1 protein-coding gene is annotated in these 1,272 nt (G+C 36.8%); it reads right to left on the reverse strand.

The features are described from left to right. On the reverse strand, positions 1-1,272 hold a 1,272-nt coding region (locus BX611_RS00050; RefSeq protein WP_147296383.1), incomplete at both ends, for an Ig-like domain-containing protein.

Genomic DNA, 1,272 nt, shown 5'->3' on the forward strand with positions numbered 1-1,272 from the left:
CCTACACTTGGTGTTACCAATCCGAAAGTTAAGCCTGTATCTAAAGCATCTGCTACTACTAAATTAGTTACTGCTGCTGGTCCATTGTTGGTTACCGTTACCGTATAGGTTACTGTATCTCCTTCGTTTGGCGTACTATTATCAACTACTTTAGTTAATACAATATCTGAATTGTTGCTTACTGTAATTGACTCTGATAAATCATCACCAACTGTTGTTGGATCTGATTGGTCTCCTGTTGCTGCTGTAGTGAAATTTGTAATTGTTGTATTACTTGTTCCCGCATCAACTGTTGCAGTAATATTCAAGGTTGCTGTTGCTCCATTTGCAATACTCCCAATAGTCCAAATTCCTGAACCACTATTATAAGAACCTCCTTGATTATCACTTACATATGTAACTCCTGCTGGTAATAGGTCTGTTAAACTAACTCCAGTTGCGTCATTTGGCCCATTATTATCTACATGTATTGTATAAACAATAGTTTCGCCTTCAACATAATCAACTCCTGAAGCTGGCGGGCTAACAAATTTTCCTGTTACTAAATCTGCACTACCCGCGGTAACTGTAATAGTTACTGTTGCTGTTGAACAACTTACCGGAGTGTCATCATCACAAATTGTATATGTAAATGTATCAATTCCTATAAAACCTATTGGTGGTGCATATGAAAAAGTTCCTCCTCCATTATCAGCTACTATCCCTCCATTTGTACTTGTCGTATCAAAATTTGTAATAATTGCATTGTCTATAACTGTATCATTTATTAAAACGTTTCCAGTAATAACAACTGTATTTAAAATGGTATTAGCTGTATCGTTTACTGCAAATGGATTTCCTTCGTCTAAAACAGCTACAAAAACTGTTGCAGTTGCACAACTAGCTATTGGTGAATCATTATCACAAATTGTATAGCTAAAAGAATCTAATCCTGAGAAACCTGCTGCTGGTGTATAATCAAATGTTCCATCACCATTATCAACTATAGTTGCTCCATTTGCCCCTGTGTAAATAAAACTTCCCATTGAATACGTTGCTCCATCAATCAAGCTATCATTACTTAAGGGTGAAATTACTGTTGCTATTGTAGTGTCTTCCGTTATTGAAATGTTATCGTCAACCGCTATTGGATTTCCTGTGTCAGTTACTGTTACCGTTACAGTTGCTGTTGAACAACTTGCTACCGGTGAATCATTATCGCATAGAGTATAAGTGAAAGTATCTGTTCCTGCAAAACCTGCTGCTGGTGTATAATCAAATGTACCGTCTCCA

The organism is Lutibacter oceani (genome assembly GCF_003384935.1).
GTDB lineage: Bacteria > Bacteroidota > Bacteroidia > Flavobacteriales > Flavobacteriaceae > Lutibacter > Lutibacter oceani.